At 68.3% G+C, this 25,513-nt stretch carries 21 protein-coding genes; 12 read left to right on the forward strand and 9 right to left on the reverse strand.

The annotated features are described in order from the left end of the window. Positions 1 to 194 precede the first annotated feature (194 nt). The 3 genes from JW876_00435 to JW876_00445 all read left to right on the forward strand — a co-directional run bounded on the left by JW876_00435 (position 195) and on the right by JW876_00445 (position 1,489). Positions 195 to 959, forward strand: a complete 765-nt coding sequence (locus JW876_00435; GenBank protein MBN1883970.1) for a hypothetical protein — start codon at positions 195 to 197, stop codon at positions 957 to 959. Between the two features lie 15 nt (positions 960 to 974). After that, on the forward strand, positions 975 to 1,151 hold the full coding sequence (locus JW876_00440; GenBank protein MBN1883971.1) for a hypothetical protein: 177 nt from the start codon (positions 975 to 977) through the stop codon (positions 1,149 to 1,151). 89 nt (positions 1,152 to 1,240) lie between these two features. Beyond that, positions 1,241 to 1,489, forward strand: coding sequence for a hypothetical protein (locus JW876_00445; protein ID MBN1883972.1), 249 nt, complete (start codon positions 1,241 to 1,243; stop codon positions 1,487 to 1,489). A 61-nt stretch (positions 1,490 to 1,550) separates the two neighbouring features. Here the strand turns inward: JW876_00445 and JW876_00450 are convergent, their stop codons facing one another. The 3 genes from JW876_00450 to JW876_00460 form a co-directional block, all read right to left on the reverse strand. Then, positions 1,551 to 5,165, reverse strand: coding sequence for a protein kinase (locus tag JW876_00450; protein MBN1883973.1), 3,615 nt, complete (start codon positions 5,163 to 5,165; stop codon positions 1,551 to 1,553). A 100-nt stretch (positions 5,166 to 5,265) separates the two neighbouring features. Further along, the gene (locus JW876_00455) at positions 5,266 to 5,817 is read right to left on the reverse strand and encodes a hypothetical protein (protein MBN1883974.1); all 552 of its coding nucleotides are present in this window, start codon (positions 5,815 to 5,817) and stop codon (positions 5,266 to 5,268) included. A 351-nt stretch (positions 5,818 to 6,168) separates the two neighbouring features. Continuing rightward, positions 6,169 to 7,620 (reverse strand): sigma-54-dependent Fis family transcriptional regulator, encoded by a 1,452-nt coding sequence (locus JW876_00460; GenBank protein MBN1883975.1) that lies wholly within the window; start codon positions 7,618 to 7,620, stop codon positions 6,169 to 6,171. 226 nt (positions 7,621 to 7,846) lie between these two features. On the opposite strand from JW876_00460, the gene JW876_00465 reads away from it, so the two are divergent. Together JW876_00465 and JW876_00470 are read left to right on the forward strand one after the other, a co-directional pair. After that, entirely contained in the window at positions 7,847 to 9,757 is a 1,911-nt protein-coding gene (locus JW876_00465) for an IPT/TIG domain-containing protein (protein ID MBN1883976.1), read from the forward strand. After that, positions 9,732 to 10,286, forward strand: coding sequence for a hypothetical protein (locus JW876_00470; GenBank protein ID MBN1883977.1), 555 nt, complete (start codon positions 9,732 to 9,734; stop codon positions 10,284 to 10,286). The genes JW876_00465 and JW876_00470 overlap by 26 nt, the downstream gene beginning before the upstream one ends. Here JW876_00470 and JW876_00475 read toward each other — a convergent pair. Continuing rightward, positions 10,273 to 10,656 (reverse strand): PqqD family protein, encoded by a 384-nt coding sequence (locus JW876_00475; GenBank protein ID MBN1883978.1) that lies wholly within the window; start codon positions 10,654 to 10,656, stop codon positions 10,273 to 10,275. The two genes, JW876_00470 and JW876_00475, sit on opposite strands and share 14 nt — an antisense overlap. Positions 10,657 to 10,712: 56 nt before the next feature. Further along, positions 10,713 to 12,713, reverse strand: a complete 2,001-nt coding sequence (locus JW876_00480) for an oligopeptide transporter, OPT family (protein ID MBN1883979.1) — start codon at positions 12,711 to 12,713, stop codon at positions 10,713 to 10,715. 262 nt (positions 12,714 to 12,975) lie between these two features. Here JW876_00480 and JW876_00485 point away from each other — a divergent pair, with 262 nt between their 5' ends. Continuing rightward, a complete protein-coding gene (locus tag JW876_00485; protein MBN1883980.1) occupies positions 12,976 to 13,950 on the forward strand; it encodes a sigma-54-dependent Fis family transcriptional regulator in 975 nt (324 codons plus the stop codon). Positions 13,951 to 14,023: 73 nt separating this feature from the next. Further along, a complete protein-coding gene (lnt, locus tag JW876_00490; protein ID MBN1883981.1) occupies positions 14,024 to 15,610 on the forward strand; it encodes an apolipoprotein N-acyltransferase in 1,587 nt (528 codons plus the stop codon). Here lnt and JW876_00495 read toward each other — a convergent pair. After that, entirely contained in the window at positions 15,514 to 16,536 is a 1,023-nt protein-coding gene (locus JW876_00495; GenBank protein MBN1883982.1) for a hypothetical protein, read from the reverse strand. The genes lnt and JW876_00495 overlap by 97 nt on opposite strands. Before the next feature lie 20 nt (positions 16,537 to 16,556). After that, a complete protein-coding gene (locus tag JW876_00500; protein ID MBN1883983.1) occupies positions 16,557 to 17,867 on the reverse strand; it encodes a BamA/TamA family outer membrane protein in 1,311 nt (436 codons plus the stop codon). A 229-nt stretch (positions 17,868 to 18,096) separates the two neighbouring features. Between JW876_00500 and JW876_00505 the strand changes: the two genes are divergently transcribed. From JW876_00505 to JW876_00520, 4 genes are read left to right on the forward strand one after another with little or no spacing between them, the layout of a single operon-like run. Then, on the forward strand, positions 18,097 to 18,621 hold the full coding sequence (locus JW876_00505) for a chromate transporter (protein MBN1883984.1): 525 nt from the start codon (positions 18,097 to 18,099) through the stop codon (positions 18,619 to 18,621). A gap of 31 nt (positions 18,622 to 18,652) precedes the next feature. Beyond that, positions 18,653 to 19,891, forward strand: a complete 1,239-nt coding sequence (locus tag JW876_00510) for a hypothetical protein (GenBank protein ID MBN1883985.1) — start codon at positions 18,653 to 18,655, stop codon at positions 19,889 to 19,891. Positions 19,892 to 19,920: 29 nt separating this feature from the next. Then, complete coding sequence (locus JW876_00515; GenBank protein ID MBN1883986.1) at positions 19,921 to 20,532, forward strand: protein-L-isoaspartate(D-aspartate) O-methyltransferase; 612 nt, start codon at positions 19,921 to 19,923, stop codon at positions 20,530 to 20,532. Beyond that, on the forward strand, positions 20,529 to 21,488 hold the full coding sequence (locus tag JW876_00520; GenBank protein ID MBN1883987.1) for a histone deacetylase: 960 nt from the start codon (positions 20,529 to 20,531) through the stop codon (positions 21,486 to 21,488). The genes JW876_00515 and JW876_00520 overlap by 4 nt, the downstream gene beginning before the upstream one ends. A 73-nt stretch (positions 21,489 to 21,561) precedes the next feature. Here the strand turns inward: JW876_00520 and JW876_00525 are convergent, their stop codons facing one another. Together JW876_00525 and JW876_00530 are read right to left on the reverse strand one after the other, a co-directional pair. Continuing rightward, a complete protein-coding gene (locus tag JW876_00525; protein MBN1883988.1) occupies positions 21,562 to 23,121 on the reverse strand; it encodes a 4Fe-4S binding protein in 1,560 nt (519 codons plus the stop codon). Positions 23,122 to 23,133: 12 nt separating this feature from the next. Then, positions 23,134 to 24,057 carry a DUF362 domain-containing protein gene (locus JW876_00530; protein MBN1883989.1) on the reverse strand — a complete coding sequence of 308 codons (924 nt, stop codon included), beginning with the start codon at positions 24,055 to 24,057 and terminating at the stop codon, positions 23,134 to 23,136. Positions 24,058 to 24,295: 238 nt separating this feature from the next. Here JW876_00530 and JW876_00535 point away from each other — a divergent pair, with 238 nt between their 5' ends. Further along, positions 24,296 to 25,474: a PP2C family protein-serine/threonine phosphatase gene (locus JW876_00535; protein ID MBN1883990.1), complete on the forward strand. Its 1,179-nt coding sequence runs from the start codon at positions 24,296 to 24,298 to the stop codon at positions 25,472 to 25,474. The last annotated feature ends 39 nt before the right edge of the window (positions 25,475 to 25,513 follow it).

A 25,513-nucleotide genomic window follows, 5' to 3' on the forward strand; every position in this document is an offset into this window, starting at 1 on the left:
AATCCTTGCTCGACGCATTCCGGGAGCGAGGACGACCGTTTGAAAAGAACCGTCCGCTCGCTGTGGCTCCGCTCTCAGTCCCCCCGTCGCGCAACTGCCACAGCTGGATGGTTCTTTTCTTTTTCACGCCGCCGGCGGCATCATCCGGCCGCCGGCGGGATCGATGGATCGGGAACCGGGAAAGGAGGCATGTCATGATGCGTGAATGCATGCGTATGATCGCGATCGTGTGCATCCCGGGGTTTCTGTTCGCGTCATGCGCGAACGACGGTTTCGTGGCGCCGGAGGAGAAGGTGGCCGCCGGGGAAGTCACGGCGGGAGAGGTGCACAACCTGATCGTCGGTGCCTACCTGGAGCGCTGTCCGCGGCGCGGCGAGCTGACGAGGGAGGCACGCGTCGACGCGTACGTGGAAGCGGCCCGGGCTGTCTGCGAGGAGCGGCGTTTCGATTACGAGCCCGACCGCGAGCGGATGCTCGGATTCCTGGCGATGGCCGAACGGTGGAAAGCCGAGGGCGTATGGGACATCTACGATCCGGCGTCGACCTCTCCGGATGAGGTCATCGACCGGTTCGTCGAGGCCGGCGTGATCCCCGCCGGGCACGGGCCGTATCTGCATCGGCTGTTCGAGGGATTGCGATCGCAGGGCATCGAGCCGCGCGGACCGCTCACCTGCGAGGCGGCGCCGTGCGACGAGATGGAGGAGATCAGGATATTTTTACGGAAATCCTGCGAACTCTGGTACGATCGGGAAGGTCCCGTACCGATCGAGTTCGGTGATGACATCGAGCGGGCGGACTGGTGGAAGAAAGCTGCGAAGTACGTCTGCGTTGGCGCGTGCGACGGTCTCGCCGGCATGGCGGCGTATTTCGCGACCGCTGGGAATCCTTTCGCAACGGGCTTCTTCGGTGGCATCGCGTCGGTCGCCGCCTACGACGCCTTCGACGAAAGAGGATGGTAAGGAGGAGAGTGGACGATGAGCATGAAAGCAGCGATCGTCGCGATCGTCGTCGCCCAGGTCGTCGTCATGGCGACGATGCAGGTCTGCAGAAGCCGGGGGCTCTGGACGAGCCGCCGGTCGGCGGGTTTCGCCGTCTTCGGTCTCGAAGTGGTGTTCGTGTCGCTCTCGCTCTGGATAGCGGGACTCATCTAGGTTGCCGCGTGACCGACGCGAACGCCGCGCGGTGACCCGTGGCGATCCGTGCGCGGCGTCTGGCCGCCGCGTGAAGGAGGGGAACGACCATGACCGGAGAGATTGTCGCCGTCGTCGCGACGGCGGCCGTTATCCTCCTGTTGCAGGTTGTCGCGAGGACGTTCTGGAAGACCGATCTCGGGCGGTTCGGCGCAACGGCGCTGGTTTTGCTCCTGTTGCCGTCGTCGCTCATGTTCGCGCGGCATGTCGGTGAGAGCAACGAGCCGGCGACGATCCTCGTCTGCTCGTTCATCGGCGCGGTCCTGCTTTTCAGGGAATCGGGAAGGGGACGGGAATAGGGACCGGCGCGGAGCCGCACGCCGCGCGCAGAGCATGGGAACGCAAGCCCGCTCCCGCCTCTCACCCGATCGACCGCTTCAGATCCTTGATCTCGTCGAAGACGCGCCTCCTCAACGGGACGGTGAGGCAGGAGAAGCGCGTTTCCTCGTCGTCGATCGTCTCGGTGATCCGCTTGAGCGTTTCCACCGCATCCTTGAAGAACCGCAGCGCGTGGAAGATGTCGTTCGCGGCCACATGGCGCCTCGCGATCTCCCTCTGGATCATCCACGTGATCTCGGCCGTCTGCATCCCTTCGCTGGCATGAAGGGCCGCCGCGAGTATCCCGAGGGCTTCTTTTCCTTCCGCGGCCGCGGTTCCGCGCGCGAGCCCAAGAAGAGGCAATTGGTAATCGCAGTGGATCTTTCCGTAGATCTCGTCGGCCCGCGATGTCGCCGCGACCGCCTCGTCGCGGCGGCCGAGCTCCGCCAGGGCCAGCGCGCGCCAGGAGAGCGCCTCGACGATGTCGTCGCGGTCGTCGGTCTTCTCGAACAGCGCCAGAGCCTCGTCGAACGGAGCGAGGGCCTCCTCGAACAGGAGTTGCTGGATCGCGCTGCGTCCCTCGAGCAGGCGCGCATGGCCGAGGGTGATGTTATTGCCCGCCGCCTCGGCATTCACCGTGGATTCGGCGAGGGCGCTCTCGAATCTCTCCTTGTGTGATGTTCCGAGAAGCAGGTAGAGGTGGGCGATCTTCTGCGTGATGTGCGGCGCCTGCCGGGAAAAGCTCGTGTAATCCTCGTGTCCGGCGATTCGCGCGGCCTGTTCGATCGCTTCTCCGTACTGCGCCGTCTTGATATACGCGAGGAGGATGTTCGATGTGTTGATGAGGATCGATCGGCTATCGTTGAAACGACTGCCGAGGAACACTCCTTCTTTTAATAATTCGATCATTTTTGTGTATAGCCCCTTAACATAATAACAACCACCCAGGGTTCTTAGATAATCAATATGTTTTAACCATCGGTTCGATTCTTTCGTAAAAGCAAGATCACGCTCTGTGATCTCGATCGTTTTGTTATAGTCGCCTTGGTAAAAATAATAATTTGCTAATTGGTCGCTTAGTTTGAGTCTGACTGTGTCCTCAACGCGCTCGACGAGGGAGTGTGCTTCCGTCAGGAGATCGGCGATCCCCTCTGGCTGTCCCAGGAGGCGGGAATGATAGATTGCGCGGCCGACGATCTCGGCCCGCGTATCGATGTCCCCGCCCTCCGATATCACCAGGGCCTCATCGAGGTATGCCATCGTGTCGGTGTCGGGATGGTCGGCGAGGTAGAGGAGCGCCTTGGCCGTCTTGCCGCGATCCTTCAGGCTGCGGGCCGTATCGAGCGCTTGCTCGTAACGGCGTTTCCCGTCTTTCGCGTTTCCCTTGTAGATGGTGAGTATCTTTCCGGCGTCGAGAAGGGCGAGAAAGCGATCGGCGCTATCGGGCGCGATGTCGGCGACGATCCCGAGATGCGCCAGCGCCTCGTCGGAACGCCCGAGAAGGATATTGATCCCCGCAAGACGGTGACGGATCCCGAGAATGCGGTCCCGATCGACGCTTTTTTCGGCGATGGGCAGGATTTCCTCGAGGACCGCAGCCGCTTCGAAGAGGTCATTGTTGGCGCGCAGGCGATCGGCGTGCTCGATACCGGCCGCGATCGCCTCGTCGGCGTTCCCCGCCTGCAGCGCGAGAGATAGCCTCGTTCGGGGCGGAGTCTCCCGGGTGTTATTCCCGGCGATCCGGAGCAGCGTCCGTGCGATTTCCATGCGCCGGGCCTCGGGCACCCGCCCTTCGATCGCGGCCGGATCGATCGCATGCGCAAGGGCGACCGTTCCCTCCTCGCCGGTGGCCACCGCGCCGCGGCCCGTCAACTCCTGCAGGGCCGCGGTCACCGGCACGCCGAGCGCCCGTGCGGCGATGTCGAGGATCTCGAGGGGGATTGGCGCCTGCCAGAGGTGGATGGCGGCGAGGAGGGCGGCCGCCCCGTCGTCGAGGGAGTCGACGTCGACGCCTTCGCCGATCCCCGTGCGGATCTTCGCCGCGATGAACCGTTCCTGGTCGAGACGCCACGAGCCCTCCTCGTGGACGAGTATCCTCTCCCTGACGCACCGGAGAAGCGCCCCGCGGAGCGCGGCGGGAAGCCCCGCCGATATGCTCACGAGGCGGTCGATGCCGCGCTCCGAAAAGAGATCGCCGAGAAAGAGGGCATCGAGATACAGCTGCGTTTCCCGCCGGCCGAAGGGTGCGACCTCGATCCGGAGCGCTCTGTCCGACGAGAGAACCCGGGCGAGCGGCGTGTCCGCCGACGGGGCGTTGCCGCCGGCCGACACGAGGAGCCTGGCGGGGGAGCCGAGAAAGGACAGTTCGCCGGCGAGGTGCGCGAGAAAGGGGGCGACGTCGCCCTGCGCGCAATCGATATCCGGCAGGGCGACGACGAGGGGCCGCCGTCGCGCCAGCCCGTCGACGGCACGGGCGACGATGTCGTAGAAGAGTGCGCCGCCGGCCGCGCCCGTGCGCCGGTCGGCCGCCTCGGCGCCCGCCTGGTCGAGCTCGGCGGCGAGGGCGCCGGCCGCGGCGGGATCGAGTGCGCGGGAGAGACGGTCGACGAACACCGATATCGTGAGGGGGGCGCCGAGCGTCTCGAGAAAGGAGATCGTGGCGTATCCGGCGAGCTGCGCCCGCCGGAGGGTCTCGCGCATGATGCTCTTCCGCCCGACGCCCGCCGGACCGAGGAGGGCGAGGAGGCTCTTCGCGGCGCCCTCCGCGAGGAACTCCCGCTCGATCCGGTCGACGATCTCCTCGCGATCGACGAAGAGCCCCTCGGGAACCGGGTTGGCCGCCGGGTCGACCATGCCGGTGAGAAGGGCGAGGCGATCGGCGAGCTCCCCGCAGTCGCCGGTCCTGACGGCGGGGTCGGGATGCGGGAGGCGCGAGAGGAACCGCGCGATGGCCGAGTGGCGCGGCGTGCCCGTTCGCGCGAGGGCCCCGTTCATCTCCTCCTCGGCAACCCGGATCCACTCGTCGTCGACGGCTGTCGCGATCGGCGCGGTCCGTCCGGCGATGCATTCGTACAGGGTCATGCCGAGGGCGTAGATGTCGGTCGCCGCCGTGTAGGGCTCGCCCCGCAGTATCTCCGGCGCGAGAAAGCGCTTCGTGCCGCTCACGGCGCGGCCGGTCTCGTCCGGGCGCCTGACCAGGCCGAAATCGAGGAGCTTGACGTCGATCGATCCGTCCCGCCGGACGATCATGATGTTCTCCGGCTTGATGTCGCCGTGGAGGATGCGGCGGCCGTGGAGATACGCGAGGGCCTGGAGCGCCTGGTGGAGGACCGTCGGGACGGCGGCGGGGTTCTCCGTGCTGCCGAGGAAACTGTCGAGGGGCAGCCCCTCGATGTACTCCATCGTGAAGAAGGGGATGCCGTCGCCGGTGCGGTCGAGATCGAAGACCGAGACGAGGTGCTCGTGGCCGAGCGAGGAGAGTGTGCGGAACTCGTCGACGAGACGGGCCGCCTCGCCGGGAGATACGTGCGTCAGCACCTTGAGCGCGCCGATGGCGTCGCGGTCGGCGTCGTGGACGCGATAGACGACGCCGTTTCCTCCCTCGCCGACGATGTCAATGATCGTATACCGCTGTGGCAGTCTGTTGACGTGCTCCATGCCGACCATTGTAGGGGGCCGCTCCCGCCGGGCAAACAAAAAAACCCTCTCCCCCGGGGGGAGGGGAGAGGGTGGAGAGGAGGTCTCCGAGGCAATATCTTTACGGGCCAATCTTTTTTGGATCACTGCCGTAGTCACTGAAGTGCTGCAGGTCGGCCTTCACGTAGCCGTCGTCCATGTAGCCGCCGATGTCGTTCCAGCACCCCGTGCTCTCGTTGTACCAGAGGACACGGTAGGCCTCGGCGTCGTCACTGATCCGTGCGGTATCGAGGGAGAGGGTGACGTCCTTCTCGAACTGGATCCCGTGGGGACCGAGCCGGACGACGGCCGAGGGGAAGGAAGGCATCTCGATGGTGATCTCGGTGTCCTCCATGAGGGCGCCGGGAGGGAAGTGCACGGTGTAGTAGCCGTTGGTCACCGTGCCGCCCTCGGCCGCCGAGACGATCCGCGAGACCATCGAGGACACGAACGGTCGGTCGGTTCCCGCGGAGGCGGATAGAAGCTGGGCGAACTCGGGAGTCTCGATACCGGGCGAGGTAGCGATTTCCTGCGAGGGGGAGACAGGAGAGTAGTTCCCGCAGCCCATGACAGCCAGTACACTGAGGAAGGTGATGGTGGTGAGGATCGATCGGGCTTTGGTTCGTCCAGTCATTCTATCCAACCTCCTCGGGACCTGGAATCCGTTTCGTTCTCGCCTGGGTAACAAGGCAAGGGGGGTACCACGGCGGGGGCGCGACGCCAGAATGAGGCCTTCGCGGGGGGGTAAACGGCCCAGGAGAACACGAAAGGACGCATCGGCGACGATGACGAAACAAGCTGCGGCTCAATACGTTGCGGTGTCGGGCACCGTTCGTCCGGCCGCCGGGCCGCCGCCGGGATCCCGTGTTCCGATTCGCCTCGCCGGCGCGGCGGGGCGGGAGGGGCGATTGGGAAAAATACGGAAATCTACCGGTCCACGATTGCCGGGTGGGGGTTGGCGAGATTGTAACGTGTTTTATGGAATCTAGTTGGAGAGGACCGGCTCATATTCGCCGGTTTTGATTTTTTTCTTAATCCCCGCGCCGTCGATGTCGTACTTCTTCATCTTGTATCTCAGGGTTCCCCGTGATACCCGTAGCAGCCCGGCCGCGCGGGTGATATTGCCCCCCGTCCGCTCGATCGCCGCCAGGATGGCGGCGCGCTCGATCTCCTCGAGGGAGGTGCCGCCGGGTGGCAGATCGATCCGTATCCTTCCCTGTCGTTCCTCGACGCGGATGCCGGTTTCCGATTCTTCCGCCTCGATCGGCAAATCCGCCGGCGTGATCGACCCGTCGGCCGAAAGCAGCACGGCCCGCTCGATGACGTTGATCAGTTCGCGGACGTTTCCCGGCCATCGGTACTTCTCGAGGAGATCGTTCGCCTCGGGGGTGAGGACCGCCTTCTTCCCGCGGAGGCGGGAGGCGATGCGCTGCGTGTAGTCCTCGGCGATCGGGCGGATGTCCTCCCGGCGGTCGCGCAGGGGCGGCATCGCGATCTCGACGACGTTCAGCCGGTAGAAGAGGTCGGCGCGGAAACGGCCCCCGGCGACGTCCTCCCGGAGATCGCGGTTCGTCGCCGCGAGGACCCGGACGTCGACGGGGAGGAAGGTGGTGCCGCTGACACGGCGGATCGTCCGCGTGTCGAGGAACTTGAGGAGCTTCGCCTGCAGCCCGTACTCGATCTCGCCAACCTCGTCGAGGAAGATCGTCCCGCCGTTCGCGCATTCGAAGAGGCCGATCTTACGGTCCTTCGCGTCCGTGAAGGCGCCCTGCTCGTGCCCGAAGAATTCGCTTTCGAGCAGTGAGGTCGGGATGGCCGCGCAGTTGACCTCGATGAAGGGGCCCCCGGCGCGCGGGCTCGACTCGTGGATCGCCCTCGCGATGGCCCCCTTGCCGGTGCCGCTCTCGCCCGTGATCATCACCGAGGTGTACTCGCTGCCCGCCACCCGGCGCGCGAGGTCGAGCACGCGCGAGATCGCCCGGCTCTCCCCGATGATCCCCTCGAATCCCCGCGACTCCTCGTTCCGGCGGCGGATGGCTTCGCGTCGTCGCCGCTCGCCGACGCCCGCTGCCACCTGCGACAGGATGCGGGAGAGATCGGCGGGCCGCCACGGCCTGATGAGCGTATGGCGGGCGCCGATGTCGATGGCGAGCCGGTCCGCCTCCTCGATAGAGCGCGGGAGGAACAGGACGAGCTGCATGCCCGGATGCGCCTCGTGCCAGTTCGAGAGCAGCTCGACGACGCTGGCGCGATACGGTTCGTTCCACCCCTCGGCGATGGAGACGAGGAGCAGGGATGCCTCGCCGCCGGCTCCGTCGGCGAGCAGATCGCCGACCGACGCGTACCGGTTGACGCGCCAGCCGGCCTCTTCGCAGAAGTCCGCGATGGCGTCGGTGTCGTCGCGTTCACCGCCGGTGAGATGCAATTCGAGAGTCATCGTGCCGCGATTCTCCCTGGGCCGGAATGTAACCGTATGCCGTACAGGCTGTTCGAACAAAATACTGCAAGATGCATGCCTCGCGTTTGTCCCCGGTCTTCCGGCGACGTATCTTATGCATGAAGGGGAGATTCCGCTTGAGGACCACGGGGCGGTCTCCTACAGTGGATCGGGGTCGCCCTTGACGGGCGCCGCGACGGTGACGGAACCACAGGGGAGAACACGGATGAGAAGAGCAGTGCTGTTGACGATCGCCGCGGCGCTCGCGGCCGCTGTCGTCTCGTGCGACGGAAACGATGGAAACGGCGTTCTCGACGAGCCGCGGCTCGACTCGGTCTCGCCCGGCGTCGTCTCGGTCGGCGACACGGTCGTTCTCGCGGGCGTCGATTTCGGCGAGGATTGGCGCGAGACGCGTGTCGCCTTCTCGGCGTGCGGATTCGACGATGCCACGGCCGTGCGGTACGCCGTGCCCTTCTCGGGCTCGACGACCGAGCTGCGATGCCTCGTTCCCGACGGCGTCTTCAGCGGTGGCGTCCGCGTCGAGGACGGCGACTGGCGGCGGGGAATCGGAGTGGTGAACGTCGTTCCCGCGCCGCATCCGTCGAACGTGCTGCCCGTCGAGGTTGTGATGCTCGCCGGAGACGTCGCGAAGATACCGTTCGGCGACGCCGAGCACGACATCACGCTGGCGACGGGGGAAAGCCCGGAGGATTACCTGCTCGTTCTCTTCAACAGCGCCGTGCCTCCCTTCCGGAGCTACACCTATTTGTACAGGATCGAGGCCGGCACGTACCCGGTCGACGCCGGGGAGGGCGGGGCGGTCGCGGAGCGGGATCCGGCAGGTGACGGTTCGCGCCTCTTCGCGCAACTCGGCGAGGAGGAGCGCCGCGTTCTGGGCGCCGAGGGGCCGCGTCCATCGCTGCTCGACCGGCGCCTGCGTGAGGAGACGAAGCGTATCCTCGACGGCGTCGTGGCTCCCGAAGCGCCGGCCCCCCGATTCTCGGCGATCGCCGGACCCGGCCCCGCCCCGCAGACGGCGACCTTCCGCGTCCTCGAGAATCCCGACGGCTACCTCACCGATCCGTCGAACTTCACCGACGTGACGGCCGACCTCAAGTACGAGGGGGCGCACACGCTCCTCTACGTCGATTCCGAGACCTACGCGGCGGCCATTTCGGACGCCGAGGCCGAGGCGCTCGGTCTCGCGTTCGACGGGAGCATCTACGGGATCGACCGGAACCTGCTCGGCGAGGAGTCGGACATCAACGGCGACGGCAAGGTCGCCATCCTCCTCTCGCCGGTCGTCAACCGGATGACGCCGGCGGGCGCCGCCACCTCGGAGGGATTCATCGCCGGCTTCTTCATGCCGGGCGACCTGATCCCACAGTACATGCCGGCCGGATGCACGAACGGCATGGAGATCTTCTACACGATCGTCCCCGACCCGGAGAACCGGTACGGCAACGAGTACTCGAAGGAGTACGCACTCGATGTGATCGAGGGGGTCCTCGCGCACGAGTTCAACCACATGATCGTCTTCAACTACCGCGTGCTCATCTACGGCCACGGCTACATGGGCACCTATCTCGAGGAGCTCTGGCTCGAGGAGGGCCTCTCGCACATCGCCGAGGACCTGAACGGTTACGACCGGTCGAACGTTCTCCGGGCAAACATCTTCCTCGCCGACCCGGGCAACACAACGCTGATCCACGGCGGCGACGCGCTCGACGAGCGCGGCGCGGCCTACCTCTTCCTGCGCCTGCTCGGCGACCTCCACGGCCAGGAGATCTTCCGGTCGCTCGTCCAGTCGCGCCTGAGCGGAACGGCGAACGTCGAGGAAACGACTGGAGAAAATTTCCTCGAGCTCTTCGCCGACTGGAGCGCGGCCTGCTACCTGAGCGGTCTCGGCATCACGGACGATCCGCGATTCAACTATGTCTCGATCGACCTGCCGGGCGATTTCGGGGATCTGCGCGTGCGGGAGACGGATTTCACGGCGACGTCGATCCAGGGGGACGTCCGGTCGATGGCCCCCGAGTTCATCCTCATGCATCTCGGCGCCGGTTCGGGATATACCCTTTCCATCTCCGGCGCAGCCGAGGGAAAAACGAATGCGGTCCTCGTCCGTCTCGAGTAGCCTGGCCGCGCTGGCCGTCCTTCTTTTCGCCGCCTGCGCCGGCGCCCCGCCCGCCGCGCGTCCGGCGCGGGAGACGGTCGAGGGGGTCCTTTCCGTCGATGGCGACCGGCCCTTCGAGAGACGGATCGTTCTCGACGCGCACGGCGGAGGCCGCCGGGCGCTCGTCGCCACCGATCTCGAGGCGGAGCTGTTCCTTCTCGACGGTCTCGGCGTGCGGGTCGTTGGACGGGCCGTCACCGCCGCCGGCGCGCATGCGTTCGCGGTCGAGAACTACGAGCTCCTGCCGATCGAGGGTATTCCCCCGAGCGTGGGCGTCGTCGTCGTCGAGGGCGACCGCGTGCTCGTCCAATCCGCCGCCGCCGGCGAGGACCTGCTGCTCGCCGGGGCGCTCGCCGGGGCGCTGCGGGCGCACGCGGGGATGAAGGTGTGGGTGTGGGGAACGTTCGCGGAACCCGACGCCGGCCGCCGCGCCCTGTCTGTGAGGGCCTACGGCGTGCTCGGGCCGGGACCGGGCGTCACTCGTCCATGACCCGGCGACATTCCTCGTAATTCTCGTAGCAGACGAATCCCTCTCCCTCGAGCATCGACATGAAGAGGCCGAGGCGCTCGCAGCAGGGCTCGATCGAGTCGCTGAAGCGCTCGCGAAGGAGCTCGACCATCTCGCGCACGGGGCGCTTGCCGTCGCACATCGCCCAGACGGCGCTGCCGAGCTCGTCGAGCCTGATCTTCATGAACCGACTCTTGAGCCGCGGCTCGACGACTTTCTTCATCAGCCTGTTGGTGACCTTCGGTTTGAGGATCGTCACGATCCCGTCGTCGCCGGTCTCCGACCGCGCCGTCCGGCGCGGGATGAGATCGAGGAGGTTGACTTCGGTCTTCTGTTTCCTTCTTTTGAACATAGGCGAATGAAAAACCCCGGGCCGGCGGGGCCGGCCCGGGGTGGCAGATGGTGTCGTTACGACTCCCTGCTCTCGCCGCTCCGGATCGGGATGCGGATGAGGGTGTAGCCGATGATGGCGAAGATGACCAGCGCGAGCCACGGATTGCCGCCGTCGATGATCTTGGGGAGCATCGCCTTGCCGCCGCCGATGACGACGGTCGCGGCGATGATGATGCCCATGAGCGCCTGGCCGGCGATCAGGCCCGAGGCCAGGAGGATGCCGGTATTCTCGGCCTTCTCCTTGTCGAGCTTCCGCTTCGCTATGACCATGTCGGTGATCCACTTGATGATCCCGCCGATGAAGATGGCGAAGGTCGTGTGGAAGGGCAGGTACATCCCGACGGCGATCAGCATCGGCGAAGGGGCGCCGATGAGGATCAGCGCGATCGAGAAGAGCGCGCCCATGATCACGAGGGGCCATGCCATCTGGCCGGTGATGATGCCCTGGCTGAGCATCGCCATGAGACCGGCCTGGGGCGCCGGCAGCAGCTCGCCGCCGATGCCGCCCATCTCGGCGTAGCCGGTGTGCAGGAGCTGCAGCACGAGGGCCATCACGAACGCAGCCGCGACGACGCCGATCATGCAGCCGAGCTCCATTGCCCGCGGTGTGCCGCCGAGGATGTGCCCGGCCTTCAGATCCTGGATGATGTCTCCCGCCACGCCGCTCGAGCAGCATACCACCGCCGCCACGCCGAGAACCGCCGCGATCCCGAACGCTCCCTTGACGCCCACGGCGACCATCAGGATGGCCGCGACGATCAGCGTGGAGAGGGTGAGTCCCGAGATCGGGTTGTTGCTCGACCCGATCGTGCCGACGAGGAAGCCGGCCACGGCGGCGAAGAGGAACCCTGCGACGGTCATGACGAGCGCCGAAACGATCGCGCCGACGAGGTTCTGGCTGAAGTGGTAGTAGAGGAAGGCGATCGGGATGACGATCGCGATGATCGCGATGATCGTGAAGGAGTAGGGGATGTCCTTCTCGATCCGGCTCGTCTCGCCCTCGCCCGTGCTCTTGCCGATCTGCTTGAGATCCTTGAAGGCCCTGGCGATCCCCGCGCCGAGGGACTTGCGCATCTTGAAGAGCGTGTAGAACGCGCCGACGAGCATCGCGCCGACCGCGAGGGGACGGACCTGCGAGTTCCAGACGGCGCCCGAGGTCTCGAGCCAATCGACGCCCGGACTGCCGAAGGTGCCGTTGATGAAGATGAAGAGCGGCACCATCATCATGTGGCCGAAGACGCCGCCGGCGAAGACGATCGCCGCGAGCTTCGGGCCGATGATGTAGCCGACTCCCATCATCGCCGGGGAGGCGTCGGGGCTCTCGACGAAGATGCCGCCCGTCGGGTTTGTGGGCCGCCCGATCGGGACGAGCGAGCTCGTCAAAAGCTGGAAGTTCTTCACGACCGGCAGGGCCCAGAAATGCTTGACGAATCCCTGGACGAGCTGCAGACCGAAGTCGTTCCTGACCAGCTCGAGAATCGCGGAGAGGCCGATCGTGCCGAAGACGTACTTGGCGCCGGTCGCGTTTCCCTGCCCGGCCTTGACGATCTCGGCGCAGGCGACGCTCTCGGGGAAGGGCAGCGTGGCGTCCTCGATCAGCACCCGGCGCAGGAAGATGACGAACAGGACGCCGAGGATGCCGCCGACCAGCATGAGCAGGGTGGATTCCCAGTAGTGGACCGTGTCCCAGATCGGTTCACCCGTCGTCGGGTTCTTCGCGATCAGGAACGCCGGGATCGTGAAGATCGCCCCGGCGACGAGCGCTTCTCCCACCGCGGCCGTGGTACGGCAGGTGTTCTCCTCGAGGATCGTTCCCTTCATGCCCCGCAGGACCGCCATTGCCATGACAGCGGCCGGAAAGGTCGCCGCCACGGTCATGCCGGCGACGAGCCCCAGGTACGCGTTCGCCGCACCCAGGATGACGGAAAGAACGGCGCCGACCACGATGGCCTTCACCGTGAACTCCCTCATCCGGGCCTCGGCGGGCACGTAGGGTTTGAACGAATTGTCGGCCATCGAGCCCTCCTTCCCTCTGGATGTATCTGCGGTGTCGAATGTTCGACGCGGATTTCAGGCGAACGCATAGTATCCCGTTGCCGTTATTCAGTCAAGGAATTCGTGGTGTCGGGATCCCGACGGCGCCGCCGCGCCGCGTGCCGCGTATTCAGGCGCGTAACCGTCTGGCGGGGCGATCGTTGGATCGCCCGGGGCGGCGGCGGAACGACAATTGCCACTGACAGGGGTGTCACCCTCCGTCCGCAACCGGGAGCGCCGGCCCATGGAAAAACCCGTCGACGCCCACATGCCGTTCGATCCGCCGATGGTCGGGCGCTCGCCCGCCGTCCTCGAGGTGCGCCGCCTCGTCAGGCGCGTGGCCGGCGCGGCGATCACCGTCCTCGTCGAGGGGGAGAGCGGGACGGGCAAGGAGATCGTCGCCCGGAACGTCCACCGCCTCGGCCCCCGGCGCTGCCGCCCCCTCGTGATCGTCAACTGCATGGAGCTGCCCGAGACGCTTCTGCAGAGCGAGCTCTTCGGACATCGGCGGGGCGCCTTCACGGGGGCCTCCCACGACCGCGCCGGGCTCATCGAGAGCGCCGACGGGGGCACCTTCTTCCTCGACGAGATCGGCGAGCTCCCGCTGCGCCAGCAGGCGGCGCTCCTGCGCGTCATCCAGGAGCGGGAGGTCCGCCGCATCGGGGAGAGCGCGCGGCGCAGGATCGACGTGCGGTTCGTCTTCGCCACCAACCGCGATCTCGCCGCCCTCGTCGCGAAGGGACGGTTCCGCGAGGACCTCTACTTCCGCGTCCGCGGGGCCGAGATCCGCGTGCCGCCCCTGCGCGAGCGCATCGAGGACATCCGGCCGCTGGCGGAGCATTTTCTCCGGCAATGCCGGCCAACCGGCGCCATCCGGCTCGCCGCCGACGCGTTCGCGGCGCTCGCGGCCTATCCCTGGCCGGGGAACGTGCGGGAGCTCCGGCACGAGATCGATCGCGCCTGCGCCCTCCACCCCGACGCGGGCGTCCTGCTGCCCGAGATGCTCTCGCCGCGCGTCAGGGACGGGAGCGGGAGCTCGATCGCGGCGGAGAAGCCGGGCAACACGCTTCCGTCGGCCGTGAAGTGCCTCGAGCTGCGGATGATCCGCGAGACCCTCGACCGCATGGAGGGGAACCGGACGAGGACGGCCTCCGCCCTCGGCATCACGCGCCAGGGACTCCTCAAGAAGATGAAGCGGTACCGGATGATCCCCGAGTGACCGGCGGCGGCGAATGCCGCTTGCCGGGGCGGGCGGGCTCGCGTATACTGCGGCCTCACGCGGAAGGAGAGACGTGATGATCCGGGAATCGATCGTGATGAGATGGAAGGACGAGATCCTCGCCGGCGTCGCCGGCGGGCTGCTTCTCTCCTTCGCCTTTCCCCCGTGGCCGGCGCGGTACCTCGCGCTCGTCGCCCTCGCGCCGCTCTTCCGCTACTTTCTCCTCTTCACGCTCGACGGGCGAAACCGGCCGGTCCGGCAGGCCGCCGTGACGGGATTCGTCTTCGGTCTCGCCTTCTTTTTGTCGCTCCTCTACTGGATCGCCAACCTGATCCCCGCCTCGAGCGCGCGGATCCCGTGGCTGATGGCCCCCGCCGTGCTGCTGCTGTGTCTCTACCTCGCCCTCTACACGGCGCTCTTCGGAGCGGCGATGGGCTGGTCGGTGCGCCGCTTCGGGCGCGGCGCCCTCGCCGCCGCCCCCGCGGTGTGGGCGATCCTCGAGCTCATCCGCTCGCGGGGCGAGCTCGGGTTCTCGTGGGGCATGCTCTCGAGCGCGATGGCCGCCTTCCCCGTCGCCGTGCAGGGGCTCGCCCTCTACGGGCCCTTCGGGCTCTCGATGCTGATCGTCCTCGCCAACCTGCTCTTCGCCCTCGTCTTCTTCGGTGGCTCGGCGCCTCGCCGGCTCCTCGCCGGGGCGGCGCTCGTGCTCCTCGTCGCGGGACACGCGTGGTGGGGCGCCGGCGAGATCTCCCGGCTCGACCGCGAGCGGCTCGCGAACGCGTCCGCCGAACGCGCGGTGGCGGTCGTCCAGCCGAACCTCGACCTGGCGATCAAGTGGCAACCGGCCTTCCGCGATTCGATCTTCGACGACATCGACCGCCTCGCCCGGAGCGGGGGCGCCCTGGGCGTCGATCTCGTCCTCTTTCCAGAGACCGCCGCCCCGGCCGCCATATCGCACGCGCCCCGGCTCATGCGCCGTCTCCGGATCGCCGCCCGCGGGGCCGGCACCGACATGCTGATCGGCTTCGTCACGCGGTCGCGGGAGGGGGACGAGTGGCGCTCGCGCAACTCGGCCGGCCTCTTCGACCGCGACGGCCAGCTCGTCGCCCAGTACGACAAGGTCAACCTGCTCCCCTTCGGCGAGCGCATACCGTGGAGCCAGTACCTTCCCTTTCTCGGGAGCCTCGACTTCGGGCAGGCGAATTTCCTCCCCGGCAAGGAGGCCACCCTCTTCCAGTCGGCGGCGGGGCGTTTCGGCGTGATGATCTGCTTCGAGTCGACCTTTTCCTCGTTCGCGCGGGAGTACGTGCGAGACGGGGCCGATTTCCTCGTCAACATCACCAACGACGGCTGGTTCGGGAGCGCGCGGGGTCCCATGCAGCACGCCGAGACGGCGATCCTGCGGGCGATCGAGAACCGGGTGATGGTGCTGCGCGCGGCGAACACGGGCGTGTCGATGGTGATCGATCCAACCGGGCGCGTGACGATGAGCCTCGGTCTCGGCGAGAAGGGCATCCTGCGCGCGGCGGTCTGGACGCCGTCGCGGCGTCCGCCCTATTCGCGCTACGGCCACCTCGTCACGCTGGCGATGGTGCTCGTCGATCTCGCCGCGAGCGTCCTCGTGGTCGTCTGGTCGCGGGCGAAGAGTATCGAGCCGTAGGAGCCGACGGCGAAGAGATCCCCCTCCGCGCTTCCCCAGACGGCGAAGATCTTGTGGCGCCCGGACGGCCTCATCGGCATCCACTGGCTCATCCAGCCGAGCGCGGAACGGCGGATGTAATCCCCGCCCTCGCCGGCGGCGTAGAGGATGCGGCCCGGACGGGCGGCGATATCGCGGAACCACGTGTCCTCCGCGACCAGGGATGTCTCGAGACGCTCCCCGTCCCACCGGTAGATCCTCGGACCCCCGGCGAGAAAGACGCCCACGCCGGGGACGGCCGCCATACCGGTGAAGTCGATGTCCGACCGGCCGATCGCGTCGTAGAGGAGGATGCGCCAGGTCGCGCCGTCGAGGGCGAGGAGGATGCCCCGGTCGCCGCCGACGTAGACGGGGCCGTCGGCCAGGCCGCCGACCGCGTAGAGATCGTGACCCGTGCCGCTCGGCATCCGCTGCCATGAATCGCCGTCGAAATGCAGGATGACGCCATCGGCCCCCACGGCGAAGACGTCGCCGGCGCTCCGGCCCCAGACCTCGTGGAGCAGGAAGGGCCCGGGGGGCGCCGGCACGGTCGTCCACCTGCCCCCGTCCCGGTGGCGGATCGAGTCGCCGACGGCCCAGACGTCGGTGGCCGACGATCCCCAGATCCCGCGGATCCGCTCGATGCCGAAGTCTCCCTCGCGATGCCAGCTTTCGCCGTCATACCGCAGGATCGTCCCGTTGTCGCCGACGGCCAGGACGTCGTCGCCGGCCGAGCCCCACACGTCGTGGAGGAAATCCGATGTGCCCGATGCCTGCTCGGTCCACGTCCACGCCGTCGCGTACCCCCGCGGCGTCGTCGGCTCGTAGATGCAGGAGGGGATCGAGTGCAGGAAGGCGATCGAACCGAAGAGGGGAAGGATCGCGCACCAGGTCCGCATGCCGCGCATGACGGCCTCCTTCCGTGGAATCAGAATCCCGTCGAGAGGTCGAGATACCAGTCGCCGGAGGTGTCCAGGCGCCAGGCGTATCCGACCGTCGCGAGCAGCCCCGCGCGCGGGATGAAGTGCATCCCGCACCCGAACCCGCTGTGGATGAGGTCCGTGTCGAAGGCCTCGGGCCGGTTCCAGGCCGCGCCCGCGTCCCAGAAGACGTGCAGATCGACGAGGACCATCGGGTTGCCGATGTCGGCGAGCTCGGAGAAGTTGAGCGGGACGCGCAGCTCGGTGCGCTGGACGATGGACCGCTCGCCCGCGAAGGCGCCGAACTCGTGTCCGCGCAGGGTGTTCTCGCCGCCGATGTGCCGGCGGAGGAGCAGGGGTACGCGCCCGTGGGCAAAGCCGCCCTCGACGACGATCGCGGCGATCGCGCGGCCGAGGGGGAGGAAGAGTGCTCCCCGCCCCTTCCACAGGAAGTTCTTCATCGCCGCGTCCGGCTGCAGGATCCCCCAGTCGCGCCTGCCGATCGAGAAAAAGAGCCCCCGCCGCGGGTAGAACCGCCGGCCGAGCCGATCGAGCTCCACGGCGGTCTCGAGCGTGGTGAAGAGGCCGGCGGGCTGGTCGGGAGCGCCGGCGAGCCAGTCGCCGGCGACCATCGGCTCGGCGACGTCGATGAGGTCGAGGCCCGGTGCGACGACGACGCTGCATCCCCCGGGAAAGCGCAGGCGGCAGGAGAGGGCGGCCTCGAACCGGTCGATCCTCTCGTCGACGAGGAGCGACCCGGCGTCCGGGAAGGGATAGTCGTACCCGCTCCAGCCCGCCTGGAGGCCGAGGCCGATACGGGGCGCGGCGGCGAGCGATGGCGCGTGCCACGAGGCGGCGATGGTCGTCGCGCCGCGCAGGGTGAACCAGGCGGCGAGGTGCTCGTTCCGCCCGCGGAAACTCTTCTCGACGGCGCCGAGCCCGAACCCGACCCGGTTCGCCGCGTTCCGTCGCGCCACCGGCTCGATCGATCGCGTCGAGCCCTCGGTGATCCGCACGATGAGCCGGACGCCCTTCTCGCCGCGGTTGTGGATCCGTCGGATGCTGACGCTCTCGACGGCGGCGAGGCGCTCGATCCCCGCCCGCGCCGAATCGGCCAGCGCGCGGGACCAGGGCTCGCCGATCCTGAGCCCGGATGCCCGCAGCACGATGCCTCGGTCGAGCCGGTCGTAACCGAAGATCGAGACGCTGAGGACGGGCAGGCCGTCGTACCGGCTCCGCACCGGGCGGGCCGCGTCTTCTCCGGGCGCGGATGGCGCGAGGGCGAGGCACATCGCCAAGTATATGAAAAGGTTGTTCATGGCGTTCCCATCGTCTGTCGGTGCAGGCACTAGGGTAATCCGCCCCGGTGGAGCGGTCAATTTGTTTTACCGCCCGCCCGGCGGCGCAACCGGCGCCCGCCGCGGCCCCGGCGACACCCGCCGCGGCCCCGGCGACGGGAAATAATCGATTGCCGGCACCGGCCCGTTCCGTTACCATTCCACCGGTCCGAGTCGCGACATCCGATCACCCGAGCAGCGAACGGCGCCGATGGGTATCTACTGGTCGATCTTCCTCGCGTTTCTCCGGGTGGGGCTCTTCGGGTACGGCGGCGGCCCCGCCATGATCCCGCTCATCGAGCGGGAGGCCGTCCACACCTACGGCTGGATGACCCCCGAGGAGTTCATCGATGTCATCGCGATGGCGAACACGCTCCCCGGGCCGCTCGCCACGAAGATGGCCATCTGCATCGGCCTCAGGACGGGCGGCGCGGCGGGCGCGGCGACCGCCCTCGGGGCGATGCTCCTGCCCTCGACGATCCTCATCGTCATCTTCACGATCGTGTATTACCGGTACCGGAACCTCGCCTCCGTCCAGGGGATCGTCCGCGGCGTCCGGCCGGTCGTCATCGCGCTGCTGATGGTGACCGTGGCCCACCTCGCGCCCCGCTCGGTCATGACGTGGGACACGTTCCTCATCGCGCTGGCGGCATTCGCCCTCGTCTTCTACCTGCGCATCCATCCGATCTACACGATCGCCGTCGCCGCGCTGGCGGGGTACCTGTTCTACCGATGACCCGTGATCCATGGCCGGGAGGTGCGTCTCGATGAACGATCTCGAACGGGGATACGTCTCCGAACCGAGGAAGACGGCCTTCACGGCCGTCGTCGAACGCGTGGAGCCGCTCGACGGCGGGACGGCGGCGGTCTGGCTCGATCGCACGTTCTTCTATCCGGAATCGGGCGGCCAGCCGGCCGACCGGGGCACCCTCGGCGGCCGGACCGTGCTCGATGTGACCGAGGACGAGGCCGGCGACGTCCGCCACCTGCTCGACGGTCCCCTGCAGGAGGGGGATGGGGTGGAGGGTCACGTCGACTGGCCCCGGCGCTTCGACCACATGCAGCAGCACTCCGGCCAGCATCTCCTCTCGCGCGTCATCCTCAAGCGTCTCGGGGCGGCCACGGTGGGGTTCCACCTCGGCGAGGAGGTCTCGACGATCGACGTCGAGGCGCCCGCGCTCGAACCGGCGGCCGTCGATGCGGTGGAGGCCGAGGCGAACGAGCTCGTCTGGCGCGATCTGCCGATCGTCGGGCGGACGGTCGACCGCGCGGCGTACGAGGCGCACGCCCGGGACCGGCAAGACGACGGGATGCGCTCGCGCCTGCCGGAGGGCGTCGCCGAGGTGCGGATCGTCGAGATCGAGGGCGTCGACCTCTCGACCTGCTGCGGCACACACTGCGAGCGGACGGGCGAACTCGGCCCGGTGAAGATACTCGGCACGGAACGGGTGCGCGAGACGACGCGTGTCCACTTCGTCTGCGGCCGCCGGGCATTCCGCGACTACGCGGAGAAGCACGAGACGCTGGCCGGCATGGCGCGCCTCTTCACCACCGACTGGCGCGAGACGGGGCGTCTCGTCGAGCGGCTCACCGGGGAGAACCGCGAGATGCGAAAGCGTCTCGAGGCCGCCGGCCGCGAGGCAGCCGCCGCCCGCGCCCGCGATCTCGCCGAACCCTCCTTCGAGGCGGGCGGTGTCGGCGTCGTTCGCCGGACGCTCGAGGAAATCGAGGCGGGCGAGCTGCGGGAGACCGCCTCGACGATCCGCGAGGGGGACAGGCGCGTCGTTCTCCTCGGCCTCGCCGGCGAGCGCCCGGCGCTCGTCTTCGCCTGCACGCCGGGGCTGCCGCTGGAGATGGGCGCGATCCTCCGCGCCGCGGCGGCGGTCATGGGAGCGAAGGGCGGGGGCGGCGCGGATCTCGCCCAGGGCGGCGGCGGCGATCCCGCCCTGCTCGAGGCGGCCCTCGACGAGGGGGCGCGGCTCGTGAAGGAGGCGCTCGAGCCGTGAAGGACGAGGGACGGCGTGAGCGCGAGCGGATGACGCGCGAGCAGATCGCCGCACGCGGCGTCCGCGATCCGCGCGTGCTCGAGGCGATGCGCGCGGTGCCGCGCGAGCGGTTCGTCCCCGCCCGGAACGCCTCGCTCGCCTTCGCCGACGGCCCGCTGCCGATCGGCTGCGGGCAGACGATCTCCCAGCCCTACATCGTCGCCTACATGACCGAGGCGCTCGCCCTCGGGCCCGGCGACCGCGTGCTCGAGATCGGCACGGGGAGCGGCTACCAGACGGCGGTCCTCGCCGAGATCGCCGCCGAGGTCTACACGGTGGAGACGGTAACGGAGCTCGCCGCGCGCGCGCGGCGACTCCTCGGAGATCTCGGGTACGGCAACGTCTTTTACCGCGTCGGGGACGGATCGAACGGATGGCCGGAACACGCGCCGTACGACGCCATCGTCGTCACGGCGGCGCCGCCCGAGCTGCCGCCGGCCCTCGCCGCGCAGCTCGCCGACGGCGGGCGGCTCGTCGCGCCGGTGGGCGCGGGATTGCAGGAGCTCGTCCTCGTTCGCCGGCGCGGCGACGGGACGACACGCCGGAAACTGATCGACGTGCGCTTCGTGCCGATGACGGGGCGCGCGGGGGAGGACCGATGACGGGCATCTTCGTGCACGAGCTCTTCGAAAAACACCTCGACGGCTACAACCACCCCGAGCGCCCCGAACGGTACCGGGCCCTTATCGACCGCCTCGAACGGTTCCCCGAACCGGGTCGGTTGCGTTTCATCGAGGCGATCCCCGCCGAGATCGCCTGGCTCGAGCGCGTGCACGACCGCGAGTACATCGACGGGATCCTCTCGCTCGATGTGCGCGACGCCGTCGTCCTCGACTGGGGCGACACCGTGGCCACCCCCGCGACGCCCCCCGCGGCCCTCTTCGCCGCCGGCGCCGTCGTCCATGCGTCGCGGATGGTCCTCGCGGGAGAGATCGCCTCGGCCTTCTGTCCGGTGCGTCCGCCCGGACACCACGCCGAGCGGGACCGCGCGATGGGCTTCTGCATCTTCAACAACGTCGCCGTCGCGGCCGAGTGGCTCCTCGCCGAGGGGGGCCTCTCGCGTGTGGCGATCGTCGACTGGGACGTCCACCACGGCAACGGGACGGAGCGCCAGTTCGCCGAGGACCGCCGCGTCTTCTACGCGAGCCTGCACCAGTACCGGCATTTTCCGGGGACGGGCAGCGCGAGCATGCGCGGGACGGGGCAGGGGGCGGGGTTCACGCTGAACGTGCCGATGGGCGCCGGGGCGGACGACACGGCCTACCGCGAGGTCTTCGACGGGCGCGTCCTTCCCGCCCTCGAGATCTTCGATCCCGAGTTCATCCTCATCTCGGCTGGATTCGACGCCCACCGCGACGATCCCCTCGCCTCGGCAAGCGTCTCGAGCGCGATCTTCGGCTGGCTCACGCGCCGGCTCCGCGAGACGGCGGACCGCCACTGCGGCGGCCGGATCGTTTCGGTGCTCGAGGGGGGCTACGACCTCGACGCCCTCGCCGAATCGGTGGAGGCGCACCTTCTCGCCCTCGTCAACGGCGTTGACGGGCCGGAAGGAACCTGACAGCGATACGCCCGGCGCGGCTGCCACCCCGTCGCGGCGGCGGCCACTGCCTCGGGACGGTCATGCCGGCAGATCAGAGGACGAGCCGGTTCTCCTCGGAGCGCGTCTCGTTGATCGACGAGACGCGGATGGCGGGAAGATCGACGACCGGGCACTTGTTCTCGCAGATCCCGCAGCCGACGCAGAGACGCGGATTCACCACGGGCCGTTTCAGCGTGAAGGTCTCGCCGCGGCGGTTCTCCCGCTCCTCCTCCTCGAAACGGATCGCCTTGCCCGGGACGGGGCAGTGCTCCTCGCAGACGATGCAGTTCACGCCGAGAGCCCAGGGGATGCACCGGTCGCGGTCGATCGTGGCGAGGCCGATCCTGATGCGGTGCTTCTCCTTGAGGTCGATCGCGCGGATCGCCCCGGTCGGGCAGACCTGGGAGCAGAGGTTGCAGTTGTACTCGCAGTAGCCGAGCCGGGGCACGAGAAGGGGCGTCCAGAGCCCCTCGAGGCCGGCCTGGCCGAGGGTGGGCTGCAGGCCGTTCGTGAGACAGACCTTCATGCATTCGCCGCACTTGACGCAGGTCCGCACGAACGCCTGCTCGGGCAGCGCGCCCGGCGGGCGGATCAGCTCGGGGTTCGGGCGCGTGCGGTGCGCGCCGACGCTCATCGCCGGCACGGCCACGAGCGCGCCGAGGCCGGAGGCGAGGAGCCAGCGCCGGGTGAGATCGACGTTGCCGTCCCCCGTCGCGCGGGTCGTCGGGTGGATCGAGACCGCCTGCACCGGGCAGACGTCGGCGCAGTTCCAGCAGGCGAGGCATTCGCGGCTCGCCCAGCGGCCGGCGGGGAAGGGGGTCGCATCCCCCTGGCAGGAGAGGTTGCATCGACGACAGGAGACGCATTTCCCGCCGTCCACGTCGACGCGCGCGAGGGCCTGCTTCCAGCCGAGGAGGCCGAGCAGGGCGCCGAGCGGGCAGAGGTAGCGGCACCAGAAGCGCGGCGCGAGCGCGTTCAGCCCGATGACGCCGGCGAAGAGGAGCCCGATCAGGATCGACTGCCGGAAGACGGGCTGCTCGAAGGCGAGCGCGGTGCCGATCATCGCCGAGTAGACGGCGTCGAGCCCCGGCGAGACCCAGGGGAGATCGGCGGCGTAGGTGAACTCGAAGAAGGACCGGACGATCTTGTTCACGGCGGGATTCCAGCCGACGGCGAGCGAGCGGATCGTCATCGAGATCGGATCGACGAACCCCGCGGCGTTCCAGCCGAAGGCGGCCGCGACGAGCAGGAAGAAGAGCACGTAGTATTTCACCGGGCGCCAGCGGCGGAAGACGGTGTCGTCCTCGCCCGGTTTCATCGAGCGCATCTTGAACCAGCCGGCGAACGTGTTGAGCGTGCCGAGCGGGCAGACCCAGCCGCAGAAGACCCGGCCGAAGAGGACGGAGACGACGACCGTCACGATCGAGAAAAGGAAGAGCGCCCTGGCGGCGTGCGTGGCGAGGAGGACGCTCAGGGCGATGAGCGGGTCGAAATCGAGGAAGAACCGTACGGGCAGGCCCAGCTCGTTGCTCCCCTTGTACTCCGTCTGGATGAAGAGGAAGAGGAAGAGCGCGAGAAAGAGTATCTGCGACAGGCGCCTGGCGTTCTTCATCGTCGGTGTCTCCTAGCCGGCGAGCGTCTCCTCGTGGAATTCGCCGCCGCGGAAATCGCTCGTGCCGAGCCCCCGTTCCTCGGCCTCCCGGATGAAGGCGAACTCCTCCGGGGCGCGGCCGTCGTGGGCCTCGGCGAGGATCGTCGTGCCCCAGGCGTCGATCTTGACCGGATCGATGCACGCCGCCACGGTGTCGAGCGTGCGCGCGTCCTTCAGCGTGCCCCCCTGCGGGCCGTGCGCGGTGAGGATGCGCACCGCGTCGAGGATCGTGAGCGTCGGCCGGAAGAAGGCGCAGAGATCGACGATGCTCGTGTCGAGCTTCTGGTGCATGCGGTTCCGGGCCCCGCCGACGAGCCCCATGAGGTTCTTCATCGAGAGGGTCACGCCGGAGAGGCCGTGGTGCTTGGCGACGGGCACGTTGATGATCCGGTCGGCGTCGAGCGCGTCGCGGTAGACCTCCCACTCGCGGACGGCCTTGCCGCCGATCTGCGTCTTCACGAACTTGCGCGCCTCCATGAAGGGCGTCTTGGCGCCGGCGGCCTCGGCCGCCTCCTTGATGCCGCTGTGCGCGTAGCAGCGCCGGGCGTCGTTGCAGGTGTTGTCGGCCACGACGACCCGCTTCGCTCCCGCCTCGAGTGCGAGCCGGACGACCGTCTCGACGACGAGGGGGTTGGTCGTCGCCCCCTGGGCGGGGGGGCGGTCCCACGAGATGTTCGGCTTGACGAAGACGACGTCGCCCGACGACACGAAGGAATCCATCCCGCCGACGAGCTCGACGGCCCGCCTGACGAGCGCGGCCGGGTCGGGTCCGGTGACGACGGCGAAGGGCGCGGCTGCCGCCTCGGGGAAGAGGGGCGAGGCGAAGCCGTCGAGGGGAAGGAAGGCGCCCGCGGCGGCGCCGCCGGCAACGGTCCGCAGGAAGTCGCGTCTGTTCATCATGGTGTCTGTCCTTTCGTTCGGCACACCGGATGGTACCGTCTCGGCGGAGCGGGCCGCAAGCGGATTCAACGCGGCATGATTCCAATATAGGGGCGTTTCGCTCGCCGGTAAAGTCTCATCCCGGCCCCGGTGGCCCCGGCCGGGCCTCGCGTTTGCCTTGCGCGCCGCCCGCCGGGATGGTATGTTGGCGCCTGACGATACCGCGGCCCCCGCGCAAAGAAAGGGACGAAGAGACATGGTGGAACCGCGCCTCGAACCGAAGGCATTTTACCGGAAGATGGACGCACTGCTCGGCGAGATCGAGCGGGAGCGCGGCGCCCGCAACGTGCTCGGGCGCGTCCTCGACGAGTTGATCGGCGCGATCGGCCCCGAGCTCCGTCTCGGCTCGGGCGCCCTCTACCGGCTCGAGCGAGGGTTCTACCTGCTCGCCCACGGGCCGGTGGGCAACGGCGGCAACTGGCCCGAGCGCATCCCCCGCAGCGATCCGGCCGTCAAGCTGATGCTCCGGCATCACAACTACATCTTCGTCGACTCGATCGAGCCCCCGTGGGGCAACGACAGCGTCGCCGTGCTCGTCGGCGAGGATCGCTACCTCATGGCCTTCCGCCTGCTCGACGGCTGGGTGCGCGAAACGCTCGAGTTCTCGCTCAACACGATCCGCTCCACGCTCAACTTCAGCCGGTCGACGAGCCGGATGGGCGCCGATCTCGACGAGGCCACGCACATCCAGCGCAGCCTCCTGCCGCGCGAGGACCCGGAGTTCGAGGGGTTCGACATCGCGGGGCGGTTCGTGATGGCCGACCGCGTGGGCGGGGACCTCTACGACTTCATCGACGTCGCCCCCGACGTGATCGGCTTCGCGATCGGCGATGCGAGCGGGCACGGGCTGCCGGCGGCCCTGCTCGCGCGCGACGTCGTCACGGGGCTGCGGATGGGGACGGAGAACGAGATGCGGATCGCCGCCGTCATCGAGAAGCTGAACCGCGTCATCCACCAGAGCCGGCTCTCCACGCGCTTCGTCTCGCTCGTCTACGGCGAGCTCGACCGCAACGGGACGGTCGTCTACGTGAACGCCGGCCACCCGCCCCCGATCATCTTCACCCCCGAGGGGGAGAAGGAGCTGACCGCCGGCGGGACGATCCTCGGGCCCCTGCCCGAGGCCCGCTTCAAGCGGGGGTTCGCCTTCCTCGATCCGGGGGACGTGATGCTCCTCTTCACCGACGGGATCTACGAGCGGATACACGGCACGGGGGAGATGTACACGAAGGCGGAGCTCGTCGAGTTCATCCGCGGCCTCCTCGACCGCCCGGCTCTCACGATCATCGAGGAGCTCTTCAAGCACCTCTGGCATCTCGGCGCCGAGGAGCGGTGGCTGGACGACGCCACCGCCGTCATCATCAAGCGCCTCACCTGAGCGGGCGACGGGTGGCGGCGACGCGGCGACCCGAGGCCG

The sequence above is a fragment of the Candidatus Krumholzibacteriota bacterium genome, from assembly GCA_016931295.1.
In the GTDB taxonomy this organism is placed as follows: domain Bacteria; phylum Krumholzibacteriota; class Krumholzibacteriia; order Krumholzibacteriales; family Krumholzibacteriaceae; genus JAFGEZ01.

Excerpts from the sequence above, each read along its gene's own strand:
- JW876_00455 (MBN1883974.1), bottom strand. The coding sequence starts at position 5,817 with ATGACTGGACGAACCAAAGCCCGATCGATCCTCACCACCATCACCTTC.
- JW876_00535 (MBN1883990.1), top strand. The coding sequence starts at position 24,296 with ATGGTGGAACCGCGCCTCGAACCGAAGGCATTTTACCGGAAGATGGAC.
- JW876_00485 (MBN1883980.1), top strand. The coding sequence starts at position 12,976 with ATGGAAAAACCCGTCGACGCCCACATGCCGTTCGATCCGCCGATGGTC.
- JW876_00515 (MBN1883986.1), top strand. The coding sequence starts at position 19,921 with ATGACGCGCGAGCAGATCGCCGCACGCGGCGTCCGCGATCCGCGCGTG.
- JW876_00465 (MBN1883976.1), top strand. The coding sequence starts at position 7,847 with ATGAGAAGAGCAGTGCTGTTGACGATCGCCGCGGCGCTCGCGGCCGCT.
- JW876_00530 (MBN1883989.1), bottom strand. The coding sequence starts at position 24,057 with ATGAACAGACGCGACTTCCTGCGGACCGTTGCCGGCGGCGCCGCCGCG.
- JW876_00520 (MBN1883987.1), top strand. The coding sequence starts at position 20,529 with ATGACGGGCATCTTCGTGCACGAGCTCTTCGAAAAACACCTCGACGGC.
- JW876_00450 (MBN1883973.1), bottom strand. The coding sequence starts at position 5,165 with ATGGAGCACGTCAACAGACTGCCACAGCGGTATACGATCATTGACATC.
- JW876_00445 (MBN1883972.1), top strand. The coding sequence starts at position 1,241 with ATGACCGGAGAGATTGTCGCCGTCGTCGCGACGGCGGCCGTTATCCTC.
- JW876_00435 (MBN1883970.1), top strand. The coding sequence starts at position 195 with ATGATGCGTGAATGCATGCGTATGATCGCGATCGTGTGCATCCCGGGG.
- JW876_00505 (MBN1883984.1), top strand. The coding sequence starts at position 18,097 with ATGGGTATCTACTGGTCGATCTTCCTCGCGTTTCTCCGGGTGGGGCTC.
- JW876_00470 (MBN1883977.1), top strand. The coding sequence starts at position 9,732 with ATGCGGTCCTCGTCCGTCTCGAGTAGCCTGGCCGCGCTGGCCGTCCTT.
- JW876_00500 (MBN1883983.1), bottom strand. The coding sequence starts at position 17,867 with ATGAACAACCTTTTCATATACTTGGCGATGTGCCTCGCCCTCGCGCCA.
- JW876_00525 (MBN1883988.1), bottom strand. The coding sequence starts at position 23,121 with ATGAAGAACGCCAGGCGCCTGTCGCAGATACTCTTTCTCGCGCTCTTC.
- JW876_00495 (MBN1883982.1), bottom strand. The coding sequence starts at position 16,536 with ATGCGCGGCATGCGGACCTGGTGCGCGATCCTTCCCCTCTTCGGTTCG.
- JW876_00510 (MBN1883985.1), top strand. The coding sequence starts at position 18,653 with ATGAACGATCTCGAACGGGGATACGTCTCCGAACCGAGGAAGACGGCC.
- JW876_00460 (MBN1883975.1), bottom strand. The coding sequence starts at position 7,620 with ATGACTCTCGAATTGCATCTCACCGGCGGTGAACGCGACGACACCGAC.
- JW876_00440 (MBN1883971.1), top strand. The coding sequence starts at position 975 with ATGAGCATGAAAGCAGCGATCGTCGCGATCGTCGTCGCCCAGGTCGTC.
- JW876_00475 (MBN1883978.1), bottom strand. The coding sequence starts at position 10,656 with ATGTTCAAAAGAAGGAAACAGAAGACCGAAGTCAACCTCCTCGATCTC.
- JW876_00480 (MBN1883979.1), bottom strand. The coding sequence starts at position 12,713 with ATGGCCGACAATTCGTTCAAACCCTACGTGCCCGCCGAGGCCCGGATG.